Below are 21,612 nucleotides of genomic sequence, written 5' to 3' on the forward strand. Positions count from 1 at the left end.
TTTGCATAAAATATAATGACTTGCTCTTTATGTTGAGAGGAGTTTTGAAAATGATAGGTTTATTAGAGCAATTTTATAAAAATGAAGAGATACAATCGGTTATTAATGGATTAGAAGATGGGTTAAAGGAACAACTTATATCAGGGATGGCAACATCTTCTCGTTCATTATTAATGGCGGCTTTATATAAAAAAACAAAAAAATCACAATTAATCGTGACACATAACTTATACCAAGCGCAAAAAGTACATGAAGATTTAGTGGCGTTACTTGGTGAAAAAGATGTGTGGCTATATCCAGTTAATGAACTGATAGCATCGGAAATTGGGGTTGCAAGTCCAGAATTGAAGGCGCAACGTATAGAAGTGTTAAATCGCTTGGCTGCGGGAGAGAATGGAATCATTGTAGCGCCAGTGGCAGGATTGCGTAGATTTTTACCAATAAAAGAATTGTGGAAGCAAAAGCAAGTTGAAATCAATCTAGGGCAAGAGATTGATTTAGATGCGCTCTTGCACACTTTACATCATATTGGCTATGAACGTAAGTCGATGGTAGAAGCCCCAGGGGAGTTCAGTTTACGCGGGGGAATATTAGATATTTATCCTTTAACTGAAGAACTACCATTTCGTATTGAATTCTTCGATACAGAAGTCGATTCTATTCGATTATTTGATGTGGATGAACAGCGCTCTCAAGGTAAAAAAGAAAGCGTTAGGTTTGGTCCGGCAACAGAGTTTTTATTTTCGCAGGAAGAATTAAAATCAGGAATTCAGCATCTTGAAGAAGGTTTGACTAAGACGATGCAAAAACTTTCTGATGATAAATTAAAGACTACAGTGCTTGAAACGGTAAGTCATGAAATTGAGATGTTGAAAAACGGGCAAAGTATAGAACAGATGTTTAAATACTTATCTATTTTCTATAAAGAACCTGCTAGTCTGATAGATTATTTACCAGAAGATGGTGTTGTAATTTTAGATGAGATTTCACGTATTCAAGAAACAGCATCACATCTTGAAACAGAAGAGGCGGAATGGTATATATCACTTCTTGGTGAAGGAACGATTATTCAAGATTTATCTTTCTCTCACGCATTTGAGGGATTTCTTCATCATAAAAAAAGAAGTTTTGTATATTTAACCTTATTCCTGCGTCATATCGCACACACACATCCGCAAAATATTGTGAATGTAACATGTAAAACAATGCAAGATTTCCATGGACAGATGAATTTGTTAAAAACAGAAATTGATAGATGGAATGAAGGGCATTTTACGACTGTTGTACTTGGAACAGATGATGAACGTGTGAAAAAATTACAACATATTTTAAGTGATTATGATATTGAGGCAGATATTGTAGAAGGTACAGATATATTACTGCCTGGAAGGTTACAAATTGCTGTAGGTGATTTACATGCAGGATTTGAAATGCCGATGCAAAAGTTTGTTGTCATTACTGAAAAGGAACTTTTCCATAAGAAAGTTAAAAAATCACAACGTAAACAAAAGTTATCGAATGCTGAACGTATTAAAAGTTATTCGGAATTAAAAGTTGGAGATTATGTAGTTCACGTAAATCATGGTATAGGTAAATTTTTAGGTATTGAGACATTAGAGATTAATGGTGTTCATAAAGATTATTTAAATATTAAATATCAAGGTAATGATAAGTTATACGTTCCAATCGAACAAATTGATCAAGTCCAAAAATATGTAGGGTCTGAAGGTAAGGATCCGAAAGTTTACAAATTAGGTGGGAATGATTGGAAAAAGGTTAAAACGAAAGTTGAAAAATCAGTACAAGACATTGCGGATGACCTAATTAAACTATATGCTGAGCGCGAAGCTTCAAAAGGCTATGCATATACGCCAGATACGGCAGAACAACAAGAGTTCGAATCATCTTTTCCATATCAAGAGACAGAGGATCAGTTACGTTCTATTGATGAGATTAAGAAAGATATGGAACGCGGACGCCCAATGGATAGGCTCCTTTGTGGTGATGTAGGGTATGGAAAGACTGAAGTAGCTATTCGTGCAGCATTTAAAGCAATTATGGATGAAAAACAAGTTGCAATTTTAGTACCGACAACGATTCTTGCGCAGCAACACTATGAAACGATTCGAGAGCGTTTTCAAGATTATCCAATCAATATAGGATTGTTAAGTAGATTCCGTACGAGAAAACAACAAAATGAAACGATTAAGGGCTTAAAGGATGGCACAATAGATATTGTAATCGGAACACATCGTATTTTATCTAAAGATGTTACTTATAAAGATTTAGGGCTTCTTATTATTGATGAGGAACAAAGATTTGGTGTGACGCATAAAGAAAAAATTAAACAATTGAAGGCGAATGTTGACGTATTAACATTAACGGCAACTCCGATTCCGCGTACGCTCCATATGTCTATGCTTGGTGTGCGCGACTTATCTGTTATTGAGACGCCACCAGAAAACCGTTTCCCAGTCCAAACGTATGTAGTAGAGTATAATCCAGCATTAATGCGAGAAGCGATAGAGCGAGAGCTTGCAAGAGGCGGGCAAATTTACTTCCTATATAACCGTGTGGAGGATATTGAAAGAAAAGCAGATGAAATTTCGATGTTAGTTCCAGATGCCCGCGTAACGTACGCACATGGGAAAATGAACGAAAGTGAATTAGAGTCTGTTATGCTATCATTTTTAGAAGGACAGCATGATGTTCTTGTAAGTACAACAATTATTGAGACGGGTGTAGATATTCCGAATGTAAATACGTTAATTGTATTTGATGCAGATCGTATGGGATTATCACAGCTGTATCAGCTTCGTGGGCGTGTTGGACGTTCTAATCGCGTTGCATATGCATACTTTTCCTATAAACGTGACAAAGTGCTGTCAGAAGTCGCAGAGAAGCGTCTGCAAGCAATTAAAGAGTTCACGGAACTTGGATCTGGTTTCAAAATTGCGATGAGAGATTTATCTATTCGTGGAGCGGGTAATTTGTTAGGGGCAGAACAGCATGGATTTATTGATTCTGTCGGATTTGATCTATATTCTCAAATGTTAAAAGATGCAATTGAACAGCGTAGAGGAACAGATGGGGCTGAAAATGCAGTTAATGTTGAAATTGACTTAGAGGTAGATGCATACTTACCAGATGCTTATATTTCAGATAGTAAGCAAAAGATTATGATGTATAAACAATTTAGAGGTGTTTCTGCAATTGAGGATATTGAAGAATTGCAGGAAGAAATGATCGATAGATTCGGTGACTACCCACAAGAAGTTGGTTATTTATTACAAATCGCAAATATTAAAGTGTTGGCAATGAAAGAACAAATTGAGTTAATTAAGCAGAATAAATTTGAAGTAACATTCCTGTTTTCGGAACAAGCAAGCCAAAATATTGATGGTGGAAAATTATTCATGCTTGGAAATAGTTTTGGACGTATGATCGGTCTAGGAATGGAAGGATCACAATTGAAAATTGTTATGAAAACAAATGGTTTAGAGACATCGAAGTGGTTAACAATAGCTGAAAATTTATTAAAAGGCTTACCAGATGTAAAGAAAGAAGTAATAAATGCCTAAAATAAGATAAAAAAATATAATTCGACGTGCATAGAAGAACTAATGTGTAAAATACTATGTCTAACAGTTGGTGATTTTTACATGAACAGGTAAATTCACCACTTTGATCATCAGTAGAAAGTGAGGCAGCATTAGAATGAAAGCAACTGGAATCGTACGTCGAATTGATGATTTAGGCAGGGTAGTAATCCCGAAGGAAATTCGTAGAACTTTACGTATTCGAGAAGGAGACCCACTAGAAATATTTGTTGATCGCGATGGAGAGGTAATTTTAAAGAAGTATTCTCCAATTAGTGAACTAGGTGATTTTGCAAAAGAATATGCTGAGGCTTTATATGACAGCTTAGGACATAATGTGCTTGTCTGTGATCGAGATTCTATCATCGCAGTATCAGGCGTATCGAAAAAAGAATACTTAAATAAAAGTGTTGGCGATTTAATCGAAAAAACGATGGAAGAACGAAAGTCTGTTATTATGACGGACGAAAGTGATATTTCCATTATCGATGGTGTAACAGAAAAGGTTCATTCTTATACAGTTGGACCGATTGTTGCAAACGGAGACCCGATTGGAGCCGTCATTATTTTTTCAAAAGAAGCTATTATAAGCGAAATCGAGCATAAAGCGGTTAATACTGCTGCCAGTTTCTTAGCGAAACAAATGGAACAGTAAGGGTATATAATTTTAAGAAGTAGCAATCTTTCCTAATTATGATCTTTCTTTTTGAGAAATCAATTATTTGGAGATATATGTATATTGGATGAAGGTAGCGCTTTGCTACCTTTTTTCGTTGAATATTTTTAACGGTGCAGGAACCTATTATTACCCGTGGTGGTAAGGCAGCTTGTTCTTTTCTTTATGATATAATACGAGAGGTGAGAATAGAAAAAGGAGTTTTCTTGTATGGAAGCGAAGAAGTATCAAGCCTTTTGGCGTGGGGCTATTATATTAACGATTGCAAGTTTTGTTACAAAAGTATTAAGCGCTTTTTACCGTATTCCATATCAAAATATAGCGGGGGATATTGGTTTTTATATTTACCAACAAATTTACCCGTTTTATGGATTTTGTTTAATTTTAGCTACTTATGGGTTTCCTATTATCATTTCGAAAATGGTTGCAGAACGACTAGAGCGTGGAAAACAAAAAGAAGCAGAAGAAATTATTTGTGTATCTTTTTGGTTTTTATTAGGAATTGGTTTTATAGGCTTCTTTACATTGTTTTTTGGGGCCAAAACAATTGCGATAGCTATGGGCGATATATACTTAGATAAGTTACTACGTGTTATTTCATTTTCATTCTTATTGATGCCGTTTTTGTCTGTAGCAAGAGGGTATTTTCAAGGATTCAATAATATGATGCCAACAGCTGTTTCGCAAGTAATAGAACAAACAATTCGAGTTTCTATTATTGTATTTTTATCGCTATTCCTAATTGCTCACGGATTTGATTTATATACAGTTGGTGCAGGGGCTATGTTAGGCTCAATTGCGGGTGGACTTATTGGGATTATTGTACTTATGTTGTATATGCGTCGAGATTTTCGTTCTATATTTTTCAAAAGTGTAGCGAGAATTAAGGGCAAAAAGAGGATAATTAAAATCCTTTTTTGGCAGGGGTTAGCGATTTGTGTTAGTAATTTAGTGCTTATTTTTATACAGATGGCTGATTCAGTGTCCTTGTACACTTTACTTATTAGTGCGGGAGAACAGGCTGAAAGTGCAAAGGTATTAAAGGGTGTTTATGATAGAAGTATTCCTTTAATGCAATTAGGTACTGTTGTGACGACTTCTTTCTCTTTGTCACTTATTCCAATTATTACAGCGGCGAAGGAAAGAGGAGATCATTCCTTTATTCAAGAAAAGGTAAAGTTAGCAATGAAAATAACATTTGTTATTGGACTTGCAGCATCTATTGGACTAACTTGTATTATTCAACCTACGAATATTATGTTGTTTGAAAACAGTGATGGATCAGATGTTTTATCTATTTTATCTTTATCTATTTTATTTAGTTCATTGTCAATTACGACGGCTTCCATTTTACAAGGGTTAGGACAAACATTTAAGCCAGCATTATTCGTTGTATTTGGAGGTTGCTTAAAGTTAGCGTTAAATTATATATTTATGCCTTATTTTGGTGTGAAAGGGGCAGCCTTTGCGACTTTGTGTGCGTTAATTATAATTTCTGGGCTAAATGGTTTGTTGCTTATGAGAGCTGTATCAGGATCGCTTATTAATAAGCGAAATATGTTAGGTGTAGTGATTAGTGGTATCTGTATGGGGTTTGTATTAATGATGTTCACACGTGTGTTGCAAGTGTCTGGATTAGTAATTGATACGGAACATAGAGGAATCGCGACGATTGAAGCGCTGTTAGGTGTAGCTGTCGGCGGATTGACATATATGTTTTTAATTTTGAAATTACGTGTATTTACAAAAAAAGAATTAGGAACCGTTATGAAACAAGAGAAAAAAGAAGGTTCATTGAAGAAGAGTGGATAGAGGTGACAGGTTGTGAGTGGAATCATTACTATTTTAGGTTTAGGTGCTGGTGAATTAGATCAGCTAACGATGGGTGTATACCGAAAGATAAAAGAAGCAGATCATCTGTTTGTTAGAACGAAGGAACATCCAGTTATAGAAGAATTGGAGAAAGAAGGCGTACAATATACGGCTTTTGATGATGTATATGAAGCGCATGATACGTTTGAAATTGTATATGAAACAATTGCGAATAAATTGCTAGAACAAGCTGAAGGTACAGAAATTATCTATGCTGTTCCAGGGCATCCGCTTGTAGCAGAAAGAACAGTTCAGCTACTGTTGGAAAAAGGAGAAGTTTCAAATGTTGAAGTGCGAATTGAGGGTGGACAAAGTTTCCTTGATCCTATGTTTGCAAGCCTAAAGATTGATCCGATTGAAGGATTCCAATTACTTGACGCTACATCATTTGAAAGAGGACAATTAGAATTACGTCAACATTTAATCTTTTGCCAAGTATATGATGCATTCGTTGCATCTGATGTGAAATTAACATTAATGGAGATGTTGCCGGATGATTATGAAGTGTATATCGTAACAGCGGCAGGAACTTCATTTGAACAAGTAAAGAAGGTACCGTTGTATATGTTAGATCATGAAACGGAATTGAATAATTTAACGAGTGTGTATGTGCCGCCAGTTCAGGAACGTGCATCCTTGTATCAACAGTTTGATGTACTTAGAGAAATTATTGCAGAACTTCGAGGCCCAAATGGTTGTCCGTGGGATAAAAAGCAAACACATCAATCATTAAAGAAATATTTAATTGAGGAAGCTTATGAAGTATTGGAAGCGATTGATGAAGAGGATGATGATCACTTAGTAGAAGAATTAGGTGATATATTATTACAAGTTATGCTTCATGCTCAAATCGGAGAAGATGAAGGTTGGTTCTCTATAGATGATATCATTCGAACTCTATCTGAGAAAATGGTTCGTCGCCATCCACATGTATTTGGAAATACGGATGTAAACAATGCTGATGAAGTGATTGCCAATTGGGAAGAAATTAAAAAACAAGAAAAAGGATTCGTGAAAGAATCTGTTTTAAATGGTGTTCCAAAAAGCTTGCCGCAGTTACTACGCGCCTATGAAATTCAGAAGAAAGCCGGTAAGGTTGGATTTGATTGGGTTGATGTGCAGCCGATGATAGAGAAAGCATTGGAAGAATGGCAAGAGTTCCAACAAGAAGTTACAAACATGGATGAGGAAAAGATGCTAGGTGAGTTTGGTGATTTACTATTTGCATTTGTTAATATAGCTCGTCATTACAAAATAGATCCAGAAGAGGCGTTACGTTCAACTAATGAGAAATTTACTGGTCGTTTTTTATACATGGAGGCAAAAGTAGCTGAAATGAATAAAGAGATGGAAGATCTATCATTAGAACAGTTAGATGTTTTATGGGAAGAAGCCAAACAAACAGAGCGTTAATAGGGGGATTTGAGATGCGTCTAGATAAGTTTTTAAAAGTATCACGTTTAATTAAAAGAAGAACATTAGCGAAAGAAGTAGCTGATCAAGGAAGAATATCTATTAATGGTCAAGTGGCAAAAGCGAGTTCGGATGTGAAAGTAGCTGATGAATTAACAATTCGTTTTGGTCAAAAAATAGTGACTGTAAAAATAAATGAATTGAAAGAAACAACTAAAAAAGAAGATGCAGCAAATATGTATAGCTTAGTTCGCGAAGAAAAAGTAAAAGCGGAAGAAGGCTTGTTCTAAAATCATGTATCCCCTCATACATTACTATTAGCTAGTAAAAACCTATGGGGGGATTTACGTGAATAATGGTTACTCACCTACGTCTTCTAATCAACAAAATGTTTCTGTAGAGCATGATATTATTATGCGTGGCAGGCGTGTAATTGATATTACTGGTGTGAAGCAGGTAGAGAGTTTTGATAGCGAAGAGTTTTTACTCGAGACCGTAATGGGTTTTTTAACAATTCGTGGTCAAAATTTACAAATGAAAAATTTAGATGTAGAAAAAGGTATTGTGTCGATTAAAGGGAAAGTTCATGAGATGCTGTATATTGATGAAAATCAAGGAGAAAAAACTAAAGGTTTCTTTAGTAAGTTGTTTAAATGAGCTTAACAATTCAGTTGTATACAATGCTTTCAATGATTGGAATGGGTGCTTGGATTGGAGCGTCTTTAGATACATATCAACGTTTTTTAAAGCGTCAAGAACGTAAACGTTGGCTTGTATTTATACATGATATACTATTTTGGATTGTCCAAGCATTATTTGTCTTTTATGTATTGCTTCTCGTAAATGAAGCTGAGTTACGTATATATGTGTTTTTGGCATTATTATGTGGTTTTGCGGCATATCAAAGCTTACTGAAAGCACTATACATGAAGTTGTTAAATTTTCTCATCTATATTTTTATGCAAACAACATATTTTTTTGTTCGAATTATACAGCTACTCATGATAAAACCTGTTATTATTATAGCGCAGCTATTTATTGCATTTATATTATTCTTATTTCGTATACTGCTTTCAATTGGACATGTGTTATGGAAAATGGTGATTTGGATATTACTTTTCATATGGAAAGTTTTTTTCTGGCCTGTTCGATTTATTGCTTCGCTCATATGGAAACTTCTCCCTAATCGTGTTAAACTTTTTATAGTGAAACATATAGGGTTCCTGCAATATATAGCAAAATTGAAGGGACATATCTTCCAACTATGGGAGCTTATAAAAAAGAAGTTAGGGGGACCTCGGAAATGAGGGAACTGAGACAAAGAACAATCGAAAAACAGAGTCCAAATCCTGTTAAAGAGCATATAATACAAACGGATGAGAACAGGAAGCGACTTTATCGCCGTTTAGCGGTTTTTCTTGTCTTTACTTTTACAATTATTGCGAGTATTAGTGTAACGTTTTATCAACAAAACAGTTCCATTAAAGCAAAAGAAGCAAAAGTTAAGGACATGAAAAAAGAACTGGATTCATTAACGAATAAAGAAAAAAGTCTAAAAGACGAAGTTCAAAAGTTAAATGATGAAGAGTACGTATTAAAGATTGCTAGAAGGGATTATTTCTTCTCTGGTAAAGGGGAGATAATTTTTCCTGTTTCGAAGTAGAGTATGTCTTATTGACACTATATTTTAGGATTATATATAATAAAGTAAAATTTGACTTTTTAACCACTAAGGAGGAGCATTTTTTTTATGTCAATCGAGGTAGGCAGCAAGTTACAGGGTAAAGTAACAGGTATTACAAATTTTGGGGCTTTTGTGGAGCTGCCAGAAGGCTTAACTGGTCTTGTTCATATTAGTGAAGTTGCTGATAACTATGTAAAAGATATTAACGATCACTTAAAAGTGGGCGACCAAGTAGAAGTAAAAGTTATTAATGTTGAAAAAGATGGAAAGATTGGTTTATCTATCAAAAAAGCGAAAGAACGTGAAAAAACAGAAGGAGATCGTCCACGCGGTGAATACCAACGCGGTGGTGATCAACAACGTTCTGGACGTCCACAACGTAATAATCGCTCTTTCAACAGAGATAATCGCGGTGGCGGTAACGACCGAGCTCCAAAAGAAACATTTGAGCAAAAGATGGCACGCTTCTTAAAGGATAGCGAAGATCGTTTAACTTCTTTAAAGCGTAACACAGAGTCTAAACGTGGTGGCCGTGGCGCACGTCGCGGATAATAAGGCCGTTTAGTTTTTAACATATAGAGAGGTACCCAGAGTGATGGCTCAGGGTGCTTTTTTATATGTGAAAATATATTTTAAAAAAGTTTTCAAGATGTGTTGACTTTAAATAATATCTGATGTAAGATACTAATTGTCCGTTAAATACGACGACATGGCGGTGTAGCTCAGCTGGCTAGAGCGTACGGTTCATACCCGTGAGGTCGGGGGTTCGATCCCCTCCGCCGCTATATTTAATTTAACGGCCCGTTGGTCAAGTGGTTAAGACACCGCCCTTTCACGGCGGTAACACGGGTTCGAATCCCGTACGGGTCATCTAAAAAGATCATGCAAATTTGCATGATCTTTTTTTGTTAAATGAATTAAGACATACAACACTTCTACAAAATCACCCTATATTTTCTGAATATTTAATTAAAAACCCAAAAATAACTTACATACCGTGTATATCTGTAGAGTTATTTCGAATAAAAAGTCGAACGATTATAAAAGTGAAAACTGTTGTTTTGACAAAAATCCCAATAATCATCTTTTATAATGACAGTAATTAAACTATGCAGGTGGTGTTAAAAATATGCCTAAAGCAGGAAGGAATACTATGAATACAAGTGCATTGGCAATGAATGAGAGTCAGCTTGGGGGAATAAAGTGGACGAGTAAGTTGCGAATGAAATTTGAGCAAGTTTTCTTTAGATGGGGATTTATTATTGTTGTTATTGGTTTTCTTTTGGGAAGAGCATATATATTAACAAATATTTTACCGTTTGCACTACCGTTTTTTGCTGCTGTTTATGTTATGAAGCGGGATAAGATGCCGCTAGCATTTTTAGCTCTAATGGGAGGAGCTCTTTCAGTCTCGATAGATAATTTGTTTTTTACTTTTGCATCTATCTTTACTTTCTTCATTTATAATATCTTCTTTAGTAGATTTACACGTAAAACCGTTGGACTTGTTCCATTTCAAGTATTTATCTCCGCATTAACGGCACACTTAGTTGTTGTATATTTTGCACAACAAACTGTCACCATGTACGATTTACTCGTTAGTACCATTGAGGCTGGGCTTAGTTTCGTATTAACTATGATATTTTTACAAAGTGTCCCGCTTTTAGTGGAAAGGAAAGGAAAACAACAGGCATTAGAGACGGAAGAAATTGTTTGTTTGATTATATTACTAGCATCCGTTTTAACGGGTACAACAGATTGGTTTGTATATGATGCGTCTATTCAACATATTTTTACAAGGTATTTAGTGCTAGTATTTGCATTTATTGCGGGTGCTGCTACAGGATCTACAGTGGGGGTCGTAACAGGATTGATATTAAGTTTAGCAAATGTGTCTAGTTTGTCCCAGCTTAGCCTTCTCGCTTTTTCTGGATTGCTTGGTGGGTTGTTAAAAGAAGGGAAGCGTTTAGGTGTTAGTTTAGGTTTATTAATAGGGACAAGCTTAATTACATTATATGTAGACAAGCAGACAAATATTGTAACAACTTTAATTGAGTCAGGTGTAGCGATTGCTATCTTCTTATTAACGCCAAAGCTTGTTTTGGATCGTATTGCTAAATTTATGCCAGGTACACAAGAGCATTCGCAAGATCAACAACAATATTTAAGAAGGATGCGTGATGTTACAGCGAACAAAATCAACCAATTTGCAAATGTATTTGCTGCTTTATCTAATAGCTTTTCTGTATATGGGTATGTAGAGGAAGAAGATAAAGAGACAGAAGCAGATTTGTTTTTGAGTACAATTACTGCGAAAACATGTCAAACATGCTTTAAAAAGGATCAATGCTGGGTAGTGAATTTCGATAAAACGTATGATTATATGAAACAAATAATGAGTGAAACGGAAGAAGGGACCCTGCAACATAATCGTAAATTAGTTCGTGAGTGGGACAAGCATTGTGTGAGAGGGAAAAAAGTGACGGATTTAGTAGCGGGTGAATTAGATCATTTCTATGAGGGACAAAAATTACGAAAACAAATGAAGGAAAATCGTAGAATAGTTGCGGAGCAACTATTAGGTGTATCAAAGGTTATGGAGGATTTTGCTAAGGAGATACAACGAGAGCGTGAAAATCATCAAGTGCAGGAAGAACAGATTATGCAAGCGTTCCGTGATTTTGGTGTCGAAGTGGAGCATGTTGATATTTATTGTTTAGATAGAGGAAGTATTGATATTGAAATGTTGATTCCAGTTGCATCTAATGAACATGGTGAATGTGAAAAGTTAGTTGCACCGATGCTTTCGGATATCCTTAAAGAAAATATTGTCGTTAAACATGAAGAAAAGTCTTCTTATCCGAATGGCCACAGTTTAATATCATTCGGTTCGGCGAAGACGTATTCTCTTGATACTGGATTGGCCACAGCTGCAAAAGGCGGTGGATTTGTTTCAGGTGACTCTTATGCGATGATGGATTTAAGTGTTGGCAAATATGCACTTGCGATTAGTGATGGTATGGGGAATGGGCAAAGAGCTCATATGGAAAGTAAGGAAACGGTGAAATTATTACAAAAAATACTCCAATCGGGTATTGACGAAGAAATAGCGATTAAGTCTATTAATTCAATTCTTTCTTTGAGAACGACGGAAGAGATGTTTACGACATTAGACTTGGCTATGGTAGATTTGAGGGATGCGAGTGCAAGGTTTTTAAAGATCGGATCAACGCCGAGTTTTGTTAAACGTGCAAACAATATTTTGAAAATTGAAGCAAGTAATTTGCCGATGGGAATCATCGAAGATGTTGAAGTTGATGTGGTAGGTGAGCAATTAAAAACGGGTGATATCCTTATTATGATGAGCGATGGGATTTTTGAAGGAGCGCAACATGTGGAGAATCATGAATTGTGGATGAAACGAAAAATTAAAGAATTGCAAACCGAAGACCCACAAGAAATTGCTGATATCATAATGGAAGAAGTGATTCGCTCTTGTGATGGTTATATAAATGACGATATGACTATTGTAGTGGCGAAAGTGAAGAAAAATATGCCGAAGTGGGCTACGATTCCGATTGTAGGAATGCAGGCGCAGTAAAATGTAAGTGGAATGTTCATCCGCTACGATTCATATAATCCAATTTTAAAAAACCTAGGTGAATACCTAGGTTTTTTTGTGGAAAAAGGTAATGTTATTAATTTTATGAATATACACGGAGGATGTAAGATAAAAATGTAATTTTTGTATATCTTTTTTTTGCACAATGTTTGTAAAAGTTGTACCATTATAGACAAGGCGACTAACGTCGCTGTTCTTGTTTAATGAAAGGTGATTGCGAAGTTGAAAGATACATTTGTTGAAAAAGTAGATGACTTTGTAAAGCAGCATGATGTATTAAAGAATGATTCAACAATTGTTGTGGGAGTTTCTGGTGGTCCTGACTCGTTAGCCCTTTTATATTATTTATTAGAAAAAAGAGCGGAAAAACAGTTGGAAATTGTAGTAGCTCATGTGGATCATATGTTTAGAGGTGATGAATCTCATGAGGATTTACAGTTTGTGCAGGACCTTTGTGAAGAACTGGGAATTATTTGTGAAACGATAAGGATTAATGTATCACAATATCAACAGCAATACGGGATGAATGCACAGGTTGCTGCTAGAGAATGCAGATATGCATTTTTGGAAAGAATAATGAAGAAATATGATGCAAGATATGTTGCTCTTGGACATCATGGAGATGATCAAGTAGAGACGATTTTAATGCGTCTTGTAAGAGGGAGTACTCCGAAAGGATATGCAGGAATTGCAGTGAAGCGTCCTTTTCATAATGGGTATTTAATTAGGCCGTTACTTGGGGTAACGAAGGAAGAAATTGTTGATTACTGTAATAAGCTAAATTTAATTCCACGTATAGATCCGAGTAATAAAAAGGAAGTATATACAAGGAATCGATTACGTAAATATGTCCTTCCTCACTTAAAAGAAGAAAATCCACAAATGCATGAGAAATTCCAAAAATTTAGCGTGCAGATGCAAGAGGATGAGGCTTATTTGCAGGAATTAGCTTTTGAGAAAATGAATAAAGTAATTACAAAAAAAAGTGATAAACAAATTAGCTTATCAATTCCTGCCTTTGAATCCATGTCTATGCCTTTACAAAGAAGAGGGATTCAACTAATATTAAACTATCTTTATGAATATAAGATTCCATCTTCTCTTTCTTCTATACATATTGACAAGGTGATTGAGTTTTTTAAGCGGACACAACCTTCAGGTTCACTTGATTTTCCAGGTGATTTGAAAATTGTTCGCACATACGAGGAGTGTAGCTTTAGATTTAAACAAGAAACTGTCTCTCCTTTTTCACAAGATTTATCAGTACCCGGGACCATTACACTATTGAACGGGGATGAATTTGTAACAGAGGTGAGCGAAGATATACCAAGTAACATGAATGAAACAGTATTTGTTGCTAAGTATAATGATATACCATATCCACTTCGTATTCGTTCTAGGGAAAATGGAGATCGCATGTCAATACAAGGTATGGATGGCACGAAAAAGATAAAAGCTATTTTTATCGAAGCGAAAGTACCAAAAGAAAAAAGGGAAGAATGGCCGGTCGTTTGTGATGCAAGAGGGAACATTATTTGGGTACCCTTGTTGAAGCGATCTGCATTTGCAATTTCGAAAGAGATGGCAAAGAAGGGTAAATATATGATTATTCACTACAAAAGCAAGGAGTCTTCCGGGAGGATAATGAAATGATGAATCAAGATATCGAAAAAGTATTAATTTCTGAAGAACAAATACAAGAAAAGGTGCGCGAACTAGGTGCAGTTATTGCAGAGGATTATAAAAACACAGTACCTCTTGCAATTGGTGTATTAAAAGGCGCAATGCCATTCATGGCAGATTTATTAAAGAGAACAGATACATATCTTGAAATGGATTTTATGGCTGTATCTAGTTATGGTCACTCTACAGTTTCAACAGGCGAAGTGAAAATTTTAAAAGATCTTGACACTTCTGTAGAAGGTCGCGATATTTTAATCGTCGAAGATATTATTGATAGTGGTCTTACACTAAGCTACTTAGTAGACTTATTCAAATATCGTAAAGCGAAGTCTGTAAAAATTGTTACATTATTAGATAAGCCAACAGGCCGTAAGGTTGATCTGAAAGCGGATTATGTTGGATTTACTGTTCCGCATGAATTTGTAGTAGGATATGGATTAGATTATAAAGAGCAGTACCGTAATCTTCCTTATGTAGGTGTATTAAAACCAAGCGTTTACTCAAATTAATTAAATACAGGCTTTACAATTGTATAGGAAAGTTTTTCTATGTTACGATTTACTATAGTGTTTATGCCGTGAGAGGAGGTTAGGAATGAATCGTATCTTCCGTAATACCATCTTTTATTTACTGATATTCTTAGTAGTAATTGGAATCGTGAGCTATTTTAATGGTTCGACACAAAAAACGACATCAGTTAGCTACGACAAATTCATTACTAAACTAGAAAGCGGTGAAGTGCGTAATGTGCAACTTCAACCGAAAAATGGTGTATTTGAGGTAAAAGGACAATTCAATAACTCTAGCCAAGGAGAACAATTTGTTACTTATGCACCAAATACTGAGGAATTACAAAAGAAAATCAATGATAAAGCGAAAGGTGCCGAAGTTAAGTATCAACCAGCAGAAGAAACAAGTGCTTGGGTAACATTCTTTACTTCAATCATTCCGTTTGTCATCATCTTCATTTTATTCTTCTTCTTATTAAACCAAGCTCAAGGCGGCGGTAGCCGTGTTATGAACTTCGGGAAAAGTAAGGCGAAGTTATATAATGATGAAAAGAAAAAAGTTCGTTTCAGAGATGTTGCTGGGGCGGATGAAGAGAAACAAGAACTTGTTGAGGTAGTTGAATTCTTAAAAGACCCTCGTAAGTTTTCTGAAGTTGGTGCCCGTATTCCGAAGGGTGTCCTATTAGTTGGACCTCCAGGTACAGGTAAAACTTTATTAGCACGTGCTGTTGCAGGTGAGGCTGGCGTTCCATTCTTCTCTATCAGTGGTTCTGACTTTGTAGAGATGTTTGTCGGTGTCGGTGCATCACGTGTACGTGATTTATTTGAAAATGCAAAGAAAAATGCTCCTTGTATCATTTTCATTGATGAAATTGATGCAGTAGGTCGTCAACGTGGCGCAGGTCTTGGTGGTGGTCATGATGAGCGTGAGCAAACATTGAACCAGTTACTTGTTGAAATGGATGGATTCGGTGCAAACGAAGGTATTATTATCATTGCTGCGACAAACCGTCCAGACATTCTTGACCCAGCGTTATTACGTCCAGGTCGTTTTGACCGCCAAATTACAGTAGATCGTCCAGATGTAAATGGTCGTGAAGCTGTACTGAAAGTACATGCGCGTAATAAACCGCTTGATGAGCATATTAATTTAAGAGCAATTGCGACTCGTACACCAGGATTCTCTGGTGCGGATCTTGAAAACTTATTAAACGAAGCTGCTTTAGTAGCTGCACGTCGAGATAAGAAGAAAATTGATATGAGTGATATCGATGAAGCAACGGATCGAGTTATCGCAGGTCCAGCTAAGAAAAGTCGTGTTATCTCTGAAAAAGAACGTAATATCGTTGCTTTCCATGAAGCAGGCCATACTGTAATTGGTGTTGTTCTTGATGAAGCTGATGTCGTTCATAAAGTAACAATTGTCCCTCGTGGTCAAGCTGGTGGATATGCGGTAATGCTTCCGAAGGAAGATCGTTACTTCATGACAAAGCCAGAGTTACTTGATAAAATCACTGGTTTACTTGGTGGTCGAGTAGCTGAGGAGATTGTATTTGGTGAAGCAAGTACAGGTGCTCACAACGACTTCCAACGTGCGACTGGTATTGCAAGACGTATGGTTACGGAATTCGGTATGAGTGATAAGCTTGGACCGATGCAATTTGGTAGCTCACAAGGTGGTCAGGTATTCTTAGGAAGAGACTTCCATTCAGAACAAAACTACAGTGATGCAATCGCACATGAAATTGATGTGGAAATGCAAACAATTATTAAAGACTGTTATGCTCGTGCAAAACAAATTCTTACTGAAAAACGAGATAAGCTTGATATTATAGCGAAAACGTTACTTGAAGTAGAAACATTAGATGCAGAGCAAATTAATCATTTATATGATTATGGCAGATTACCTGAGCGTCCAACATCTTCAGATGATGTGAAAGTAAACATCAATATGAAGAAAGACGATGAAGATAAAGAAGATAAGTAAGAAATGAAGGAGTGACTATCGTCACTCCTTTTTTGTTTGTTAAGATTTTTGCTAATTACTATTGAGGGCTTAGTGGATAAAGTAATTTAAGTAAAACTAGTATTAAAAATTGAAATAGAGAGCAATCTTTTTGTAAAATGATGAGGATAGGAAAGCTGATTATATAAGTATGTGTGATATGATGTTTTTATAAGTTTTATACATACTACACAAATATAGATTAAATAAGATAAGTGGTGAGAATATGATTTTTGTATTGGATGTAGGGAACACAAATGCTGTACTGGGCGTGTTTGAAGAGGGGGAACTTCGTCAGCATTGGCGCATGGAAACAGATCGTCATAAGACAGAAGATGAATATGGAATGCTTGTAAAACAGTTACTTGATCATGAGGGTCTTTCGTTTGAAGATGTGAAAGGTATTATTGTGTCTTCAGTCGTACCACCAATTATGTTCGCTTTAGAACGTATGTGTGAAAAATATTTTAAAATTAAACCGCTTGTAGTAGGGCCTGGAATAAAAACGGGGCTAAACATTAAATATGAAAATCCACGTGAAGTAGGCGCAGACCGAATTGTAAATGCAGTAGCAGGAATTCACTTGTATGGAAGTCCGCTTATTATTGTTGATTTTGGTACGGCTACTACATATTGTTATATTAACGAAGAAAAGCATTATATGGGTGGAGTTATTACGCCAGGAATTATGATTTCAGCAGAGGCTTTATATAGTAGGGCGGCAAAACTTCCTCGTATTGAAATTACAAAACCGAGCAGTGTTGTTGGGAAGAATACAGTAAGTGCGATGCAATCTGGTATTCTTTATGGTTATGTAGGACAAGTGGAAGGTATTGTTAAGCGTATGAAAGAGGAAGCTAAACAAGAACCGAAAGTTATTGCAACTGGTGGATTGGCAAAATTAATTTCAGAAGAATCGAATGTAATTGATATTGTAGATCCGTTTTTAACGTTAAAAGGCTTGTATATGTTATATGAGCGTAATGCAAATTTACAGCATGAGAAAGGTGAATAAATACGTATGAAAGATTATTTAGTAAAAGCGTTAGCGTTTGATGGAGAAGTACGTGCGTATAGTGTACGTACAACAAATACAGTAAGTGAGGCACAAAGGCGTCATGATACATGGAGGACAGCTTCAGCGGCACTTGGTCGTTCTTTAACTGCAGGTACAATGATGGGTGCGATGTTAAAAGGTGATCAAAAGTTAACAATTAAGGTAGAAGGTAATGGTCCGATTGGCCCTATCTTAGTGGATGCTCATGCAAATGGAGATGTACGTGGCTACGTAACGAATCCGCATGTTGATTTTGAAGGAACGGAACAAGGGAAATTACGTGTATATCAAGCGGTAGGTACAGAAGGGTTTGTAACAGTAATTAAAGATATTGGTATGCGTGAGCCGTTTATCGGTCAATCCCCAATCGTTTCGGGAGAACTGGGGGAAGATTTTACGTATTATTTCGCAGTTTCTGAGCAGACGCCTTCTTCTGTTGGTGTCGGTGTCCTTGTAAATGGAGATGACAGCGTATTAGCGGCGGGTGGATTTATCCTTCAAATTATGCCGGGCGCACAGGAAGAAACAATTTCATTTATTGAAGATCGTTTGCAAAAAATCCCGCCTGTATCAACATTGATCGAACAAGGTCTTTCTCCAGAAGAGCTACTATATGCAGTCCTTGGAGAAGATAAAGTAAAAGTATTAGAAACAATGGACGTTCAATTTAATTGTACGTGCTCACGCGAACGTATTGAGAGTGTGTTAATTAGTTTAGGCAAAACAGAGTTAGAGCAAATTCGTGAAGAAGAAGAAGAGACAGAAGTTCATTGTCATTTCTGTAATGAACGATACAAATTCTCTAAAGGAGATATTACAAATTTAATTGAGAATTTGTAATAAGGGGATTAACCCTCCAAATAGATTGACAAACAGGGAATTTTCTGACAAAATCTAAATATAGATAAAACCAATAAAAATACTCGGTGTTAGGAGTGACAGGAATGCGAGTGGCACAATCAGTTTCAGAATTAATCGGGAAAACGCCGATCGTTAAGTTGAACCGCATCGTAGAATCAGACAGCGCAGATATATACTTAAAACTAGAATTTATGAATCCGGGGAGCAGCGTTAAAGATCGTATTGCACTAGCTATGATTGAAGATGCTGAAAAAAAAGGATTGTTAAAAGAAGGCGATACAATCATTGAGCCAACAAGTGGTAACACAGGAATTGGTTTAGCGATGGTAGCGGCTGCTAAAGGATATAATGCAATTTTAGTAATGCCAGAAACAATGAGTATTGAGCGTCGTAATTTATTACGTGCTTACGGTGCTGAATTAGTATTGACTCCAGGTCCTGAAGGAATGGGTGGAGCAATTCGTAAAGCAACTGAATTAGCAAAAGAGCATGGTTACTTTATACCGCAACAGTTCCAAAATCAATCGAATCCACAAATTCACCGTTTAACAACAGGTCCAGAAATTGTTGAACAAATGGGTGATCAATTAGATGCGTTTATTGCAGGTATTGGTACAGGTGGAACAATTACTGGTGCTGGTGAAGTGCTGAAGGAAGCATATGAAGATATTAAAATTTATGCAGTAGAACCTGCAGATTCACCAGTATTATCTGGTGGGAAACCAGGTCCACATAAAATCCAAGGAATTGGGGCGGGATTTGTTCCAGAGACATTGGATGTAGAAGTATATGATGAAATTATTCAAGTGAAAACAGAGCAAGCATTTGAATATGCGAGAAGAGTGGCTAAAGAAGAAGGTATTTTAGTTGGTATCTCTTCAGGAGCAGTTATTTATGCAGCGACAGAAGTTGCGAAAAAGTTAGGTAAAGGGAAAAAGGTACTTGTTATTATTCCAAGTAACGGTGAGCGTTATTTAAGTACACCACTTTATCAATTTGAATCATAATTAAACGCGATTTAAAAAGCATCCTTGAAAAAGGATGCTTTTTCTTTTTGGATTGGAAATAGGAAAAGAGTGAATGACTAGAAAACTTCATGTAAAATAAGAGGTAGTATAATTAAATTATTTTCACTAACCTTCGAGTATAATCAATCTCTATATAAATAACTTATGTAGTTTGAGGTGGTTCATCTAAGAGGGTGGGATAAAAGAAGACGGGGTGTTGATATGCAACGAAGAAAATCTTTAGCGCTTTCTATTCCATATCAGTTAGATTTCTTTAAGCAATATAAATTTCTTTCTCAGGATAAGCCGCAACATATTTTGCTGGAAAGTGGACGTGGCGGTCGTTATAACATAGTGGGTTTAAACCCGGTAGCGGTAATCCAGGGAAAGGGTGAAACGTTACATATAAGTGAAAGTGGTAAGGAAACAATAAAACGAGGGAATCCATTAGATTTAATGCAAGAATATATGGAGAAATGGAAAACAGACTACAATCCAGAGTACCCGCCTTTTCAAGGTGGTGCAATTGGCTACTTTAGTTATGATTGTATCCGTTATATCGAAAAAATCCCTTCTCTTGCAGAGGATGATCTGAATATACCCGATATATACTTTTTATTATTTGACGATGTGTTCGTCTATGATCAAAAAGAAAAAGTATTGTGGATTATTACACATTATGTAGATAAGCATGCAGAGGCGGAAGAACGATTAAATGAATGGAAGGATCTTTGGGCGACAGAAGTGCCTGAAGTGACTATGCCGTTTGAACGTCCTGAAAAGAAAAGTGAAGCGGTTGCTTTTACAGAAGCGGGCTTTATGAAGGCTGTTGAACGTATTCAAGAGTATATTGGAAATGGTGATGTGTTTCAAGTAAACTTGTCGACAAGACAAGAAAGAACTTTACAAACGCATCCACTAGAAATTTATACAAGTCTTCGTAAAATTAATCCATCTCCATATATGGGTTACTTAGAGCTTGGGGATTTTCAAATTGTTAGTGCTTCGCCTGAATTGCTAATTAAAAAACAAGGGCAAGAAGTAAGTACAAGACCAATTGCTGGTACAAGATCCCGCGGTGCAAATGAACAAGAGGATGAAGAGTTAGCAAGGGAATTAATTGAGAACGAAAAGGAACGCGCAGAGCATGTAATGCTTGTAGATTTAGAACGAAATGATTTAGGGCGCGTTTGTAAATATGGCACTGTAGAAGTGGATGAATTTATGGTAATTGAAAAGTATTCACATGTTATGCATATTGTTTCCAATGTGCGTGGTGAAGTGGAAGAAGATAAGGATGCTTTCGATTTAGTGAAAGCTGTATTCCCTGGTGGAACAATTACTGGTGCCCCGAAAATACGTACGATGGAGATTATTGAAGAATTAGAGCCTGTTCGCCGAGGGATTTATACAGGTTCAATTGGTTGGATTGGTTATTCTGGAGATACGGAATTGAATATTGTCATTAGAACGCTTCTTGCGAAAGATGGGCAAGCACATGTGCAAGCTGGAGCGGGAATTGTAATTGATTCAAATCCGAAAAATGAATATAAAGAGTCGTTAAAAAAGGCAATTGCTTTATGGCGTGCAAAAGAAAGTAGCGAAGAAACGGTTAGGTGAGAGA

General features: G+C 36.3%; 17 protein-coding genes and 2 tRNA genes. All 19 read left to right on the plus strand.

Annotation, left to right across the window (positions count from 1 at the left end):
- Nucleotides 1-50: 50 nt before the first annotated feature.
- The 19 genes from mfd (at nucleotide 51) to pabB (ending at nucleotide 21,608) form a co-directional block, all read left to right on the plus strand.
- Nucleotides 51-3,581 carry a transcription-repair coupling factor gene (gene mfd, locus COK05_RS27220; RefSeq protein WP_098615023.1) on the plus strand — a complete coding sequence of 1,177 codons (3,531 nt, stop codon included), beginning with the start codon at nucleotides 51-53 and terminating at the stop codon, nucleotides 3,579-3,581.
- 136 nt (nucleotides 3,582-3,717) lie between these two features.
- Complete coding sequence (gene spoVT / locus COK05_RS27225) at nucleotides 3,718-4,254, plus strand: stage V sporulation protein T (protein WP_000648306.1); 537 nt, start codon at nucleotides 3,718-3,720, stop codon at nucleotides 4,252-4,254.
- A gap of 231 nt (nucleotides 4,255-4,485) precedes the next feature.
- Nucleotides 4,486-6,087: a putative polysaccharide biosynthesis protein gene (locus COK05_RS27230; RefSeq protein WP_098615024.1), complete on the plus strand. Its 1,602-nt coding sequence runs from the start codon at nucleotides 4,486-4,488 to the stop codon at nucleotides 6,085-6,087.
- A gap of 12 nt (nucleotides 6,088-6,099) precedes the next feature.
- Nucleotides 6,100-7,560 carry a nucleoside triphosphate pyrophosphohydrolase gene (mazG, locus tag COK05_RS27235; RefSeq protein WP_098615025.1) on the plus strand — a complete coding sequence of 487 codons (1,461 nt, stop codon included), beginning with the start codon at nucleotides 6,100-6,102 and terminating at the stop codon, nucleotides 7,558-7,560.
- A 14-nt stretch (nucleotides 7,561-7,574) separates the two neighbouring features.
- Complete coding sequence (locus COK05_RS27240) at nucleotides 7,575-7,850, plus strand: RNA-binding S4 domain-containing protein (RefSeq protein ID WP_001234876.1); 276 nt, start codon at nucleotides 7,575-7,577, stop codon at nucleotides 7,848-7,850.
- Between the two features lie 58 nt (nucleotides 7,851-7,908).
- Entirely contained in the window at nucleotides 7,909-8,217 is a 309-nt protein-coding gene (yabP, locus tag COK05_RS27245) for a sporulation protein YabP (RefSeq protein WP_001059105.1), read from the plus strand.
- Nucleotides 8,214-8,867 (plus strand): spore cortex biosynthesis protein YabQ, encoded by a 654-nt coding sequence (yabQ, locus tag COK05_RS27250; RefSeq protein ID WP_098615026.1) that lies wholly within the window; start codon nucleotides 8,214-8,216, stop codon nucleotides 8,865-8,867. Before yabP ends, yabQ begins: the two co-directional genes overlap by 4 nt.
- Nucleotides 8,864-9,223 (plus strand): cell division protein DivIC, encoded by a 360-nt coding sequence (gene divIC / locus COK05_RS27255; protein WP_001208739.1) that lies wholly within the window; start codon nucleotides 8,864-8,866, stop codon nucleotides 9,221-9,223. The genes yabQ and divIC overlap by 4 nt, the downstream gene beginning before the upstream one ends.
- Nucleotides 9,224-9,310: 87 nt before the next feature.
- Entirely contained in the window at nucleotides 9,311-9,796 is a 486-nt protein-coding gene (locus COK05_RS27260; protein WP_000021451.1) for a S1 domain-containing RNA-binding protein, read from the plus strand.
- 159 nt (nucleotides 9,797-9,955) lie between these two features.
- A tRNA-Met gene (locus tag COK05_RS27265) sits at nucleotides 9,956-10,029 on the plus strand.
- Nucleotides 10,030-10,042: 13 nt separating this feature from the next.
- A tRNA-Glu gene (locus COK05_RS27270) sits at nucleotides 10,043-10,114 on the plus strand.
- Between the two features lie 259 nt (nucleotides 10,115-10,373).
- Complete coding sequence (spoIIE, locus tag COK05_RS27275) at nucleotides 10,374-12,845, plus strand: stage II sporulation protein E (protein ID WP_001123551.1); 2,472 nt, start codon at nucleotides 10,374-10,376, stop codon at nucleotides 12,843-12,845.
- 243 nt (nucleotides 12,846-13,088) lie between these two features.
- Complete coding sequence (gene tilS, locus COK05_RS27280) at nucleotides 13,089-14,519, plus strand: tRNA lysidine(34) synthetase TilS (RefSeq protein WP_098615027.1); 1,431 nt, start codon at nucleotides 13,089-13,091, stop codon at nucleotides 14,517-14,519.
- Nucleotides 14,516-15,058 (plus strand): hypoxanthine phosphoribosyltransferase, encoded by a 543-nt coding sequence (hpt, locus tag COK05_RS27285; RefSeq protein WP_000981846.1) that lies wholly within the window; start codon nucleotides 14,516-14,518, stop codon nucleotides 15,056-15,058. Before tilS ends, hpt begins: the two co-directional genes overlap by 4 nt.
- 85 nt (nucleotides 15,059-15,143) lie before the next feature.
- On the plus strand, nucleotides 15,144-17,045 hold the full coding sequence (gene ftsH / locus COK05_RS27290) for an ATP-dependent zinc metalloprotease FtsH (RefSeq protein WP_001079668.1): 1,902 nt from the start codon (nucleotides 15,144-15,146) through the stop codon (nucleotides 17,043-17,045).
- 244 nt (nucleotides 17,046-17,289) lie between these two features.
- On the plus strand, nucleotides 17,290-18,078 hold the full coding sequence (locus COK05_RS27295) for a type III pantothenate kinase (protein WP_098615028.1): 789 nt from the start codon (nucleotides 17,290-17,292) through the stop codon (nucleotides 18,076-18,078).
- Nucleotides 18,079-18,084: 6 nt separating this feature from the next.
- On the plus strand, nucleotides 18,085-18,960 hold the full coding sequence (gene hslO, locus COK05_RS27300) for a redox-regulated molecular chaperone HslO (protein WP_098615029.1): 876 nt from the start codon (nucleotides 18,085-18,087) through the stop codon (nucleotides 18,958-18,960).
- Between the two features lie 104 nt (nucleotides 18,961-19,064).
- The gene (cysK, locus tag COK05_RS27305; RefSeq protein ID WP_098615030.1) at nucleotides 19,065-19,988 is read left to right on the plus strand and encodes a cysteine synthase A; all 924 of its coding nucleotides are present in this window, start codon (nucleotides 19,065-19,067) and stop codon (nucleotides 19,986-19,988) included.
- Between the two features lie 222 nt (nucleotides 19,989-20,210).
- Nucleotides 20,211-21,608, plus strand: coding sequence for an aminodeoxychorismate synthase component I (gene pabB / locus COK05_RS27310; RefSeq protein ID WP_098615031.1), 1,398 nt, complete (start codon nucleotides 20,211-20,213; stop codon nucleotides 21,606-21,608).
- Nucleotides 21,609-21,612: the final 4 nt, after the last annotated feature.

It is taken from the genome of Bacillus cereus (assembly GCF_002567495.1).
GTDB classification, from domain to species: domain Bacteria; phylum Bacillota; class Bacilli; order Bacillales; family Bacillaceae_G; genus Bacillus_A; species Bacillus_A cereus_AQ.